Origin of the sequence: Synechococcus sp. H60.3, from assembly GCF_047462295.1 — a bacterium.
Classification (GTDB): domain Bacteria; phylum Cyanobacteriota; class Cyanobacteriia; order Thermostichales; family Thermostichaceae; genus Thermostichus.
Genome location: NZ_JANSIY010000107.1, coordinates 1 through 2,075, shown reverse-complemented (window position 1 = coordinate 2,075; position 2,075 = coordinate 1). Strand labels below are relative to the sequence as shown.

The following is a 2,075-nucleotide window of genomic DNA, read 5'->3' as shown; positions in this document are numbered from 1 at the left end:
AACGCGGCGGGTGCGGTCGTTCTGTTGTTGCTGGCTGCAGTAGCGCTGCTGCCCTTGGTAGTGAACCAGGATCTGGACAGGATCCGTCTGCGGGGGGATCTGTTGCGCCAGCCGGCAGTGGATTTCCAAATAACGGCGGGCGAAATCCAAAAAGCGGTCGGCTTCTGCCTCGTCGCCGGGCCGGATGAACAGACAGTAGGGAGAAAAAATCGTCCCCCACGGCGGCAACTGGCGTCGCTCTTGGAAAGGGGCGAGATGAGCTCCCAAAGCTTCCAACTCTTGGACATAGGGATCCGGCAAAGTGGGGGTGACCGGCGAGAGATCGACGATGGCGGCGCTCACCTGACCGCGGCCGGCCACAATATCACAGCCGAACAGCGGCAGCGGGTACTGCGGCTGCGGAAACATGACGCAGTGGAGAATATCCAGGCTTTGCCCGGCCTGGGCCAGCTCCAGGTGCAACTTGCGAAAGGGAGCCCCTTGGTAGCAGCGGTTTTCAATCTGCAATTTCTCCCCCTCTAGGCGGCCCTCCACATAGCCCAGATCCTCCGGCAGGGCATAGGGAGCCAGGGCGAGGTGGGATCCCCAGATCTCTAGGATTGCCTCCGAAAGGCGCTGGATGAGGGGATGCAGTTGCGCTTGCAGAGCAGGGGCGGTGAACATGGGAGCCAAGAAGACCGGTTAAGCGACAAGTCCTCGAAAGCCGCGCCGGGCCAATCCGCAAAGGTGCCTTCCTGAAACCCAGGTTTCAGTAAGCTGAGGTGGGACTTAACAAAGCAAGGGATCCCAGCCAGTCCAGGGCTGCCGGGGGCTTTGGCGGAGGTTGAGAGGGCCGGGTGCTGACCCTACCAGGCGTTGGCAGCGTTGAGCGCCATTGGATTGCTCGAAGACGGAAGGGGTGGGATTCGAACCCACGGTGACCTTGCGGCCACAACGCTTTTCGAGAGCGTCACAATCAACCACTCTGTCACCCTTCCAGTCTGCATAGGGCTTTACCATCTTAGCGGCAAACGGGCTATCCTGCCCGGATCCCCTCTCGTGGAATGGGGCGGATGCAACCTGGCCAATTACCCCAGGGCCAAAGCTCTTGGGGGGTACGGCCCAGCCAGAAACCGCAGGGGAAATGAGATCATAGAGGTATGGCTGCCCTTTCCATTCACCACTTTCGCCAGGCCAAACAGGCGGGTCAACCGTTGGTGGCCCTCACCGCTACCGACTATGCCACAGCGCAGATCTTGGATCGAGCCGGGATCGACTTGATCTTGGTAGGCGACAGCCTAGCCATGACCAGCTTGGGGTACAGCAGCACCTTGCCCCTGACGCTGGAACAGATGATCCACCACGCCCAGGCAGTGCGCCGCGGTGTAGAACGAGCCTTTTTGGTGGCCGACTTGCCTTTCTTGAGCTACCAAGTCTGCAAAGAGCAGGCCCTCTTCTCGGCAGGACGGTTGATGAAGGAGGCAGGGGTGAATGGGGTGAAGCTAGAAGGGGGCTACCCAGACATGGTGGAAACGGTGGCCTTTCTGGTACAGCGAGGGATCCCGGTCTTGGGCCACATCGGCCTTACCCCACAGGCCAAGCATCAACTGGGGGGGTATCGCCAGCAGGGAAAAACCCCCTCAGAGGCAGAGCGGCTGCGCCAGGAAGCCCTAAGCCTAGAGCAGGCAGGGGCCTTTGCCCTGGTTTTGGAACACATGCCGGCGGAATTGGCTGCCCAGATCACCCAGCAAGTCGGGATCCCGACTCTGGGCATTGGGGCTGGCCCGGCCTGCGACGGCCAAATTCTCGTCACCCACGACCTGCTCGGCCTCAGTGAGCGGATCCCGCCCTTCGCCAAAGCCTACGCCAACCTGCGAGAGGTAATCCGAGAAGCGGTGGAAGCCTTTGTCGGCGATGTTCATCAAAGACTGTTTCCCCCCACCTAGGGCATCCCCTCGGCAACTCGCAAGTATCACTTTCTGGCAGCTCAGTCGTTGGTTACTGCTCTCCCTTGGTGAGGATCTCCAGAAATGGGGAGCCAGTCGGGGCAGCCGATTGCCGCCTCTGTCAAGGCTGGCCGAGGATGTACAGCGCAC

Annotated in this window: 2 protein-coding genes and 1 tRNA gene; 1 reads left to right on the top strand and 2 read right to left on the bottom strand. The window is 60.8% G+C overall.

Annotated features, from left to right (window positions below):
- Positions 1-663: phycocyanobilin:ferredoxin oxidoreductase (locus NW841_RS10475; RefSeq protein WP_414386312.1), on the bottom strand; the 663-nt coding region annotated here is incomplete at its 3' end.
- A gap of 227 nt (positions 664-890) precedes the next feature.
- Positions 891-977: transfer RNA gene (locus NW841_RS10470), tRNA-Ser, on the bottom strand.
- A 162-nt stretch (positions 978-1,139) separates the two neighbouring features.
- Here NW841_RS10470 and panB point away from each other — a divergent pair.
- Positions 1,140-1,925 carry a 3-methyl-2-oxobutanoate hydroxymethyltransferase gene (gene panB, locus NW841_RS10465; RefSeq protein ID WP_414364649.1) on the top strand — a complete coding sequence of 262 codons (786 nt, stop codon included), beginning with the start codon at positions 1,140-1,142 and terminating at the stop codon, positions 1,923-1,925.
- Positions 1,926-2,075: the final 150 nt, after the last annotated feature.

Bases quoted from the DNA above. Each gene is read 5' to 3' on its own strand.
- panB (WP_414364649.1), top strand. From the start codon at position 1,140: ATGGCTGCCCTTTCCATTCACCACTTTCGCCAGGCCAAACAGGCGGGT.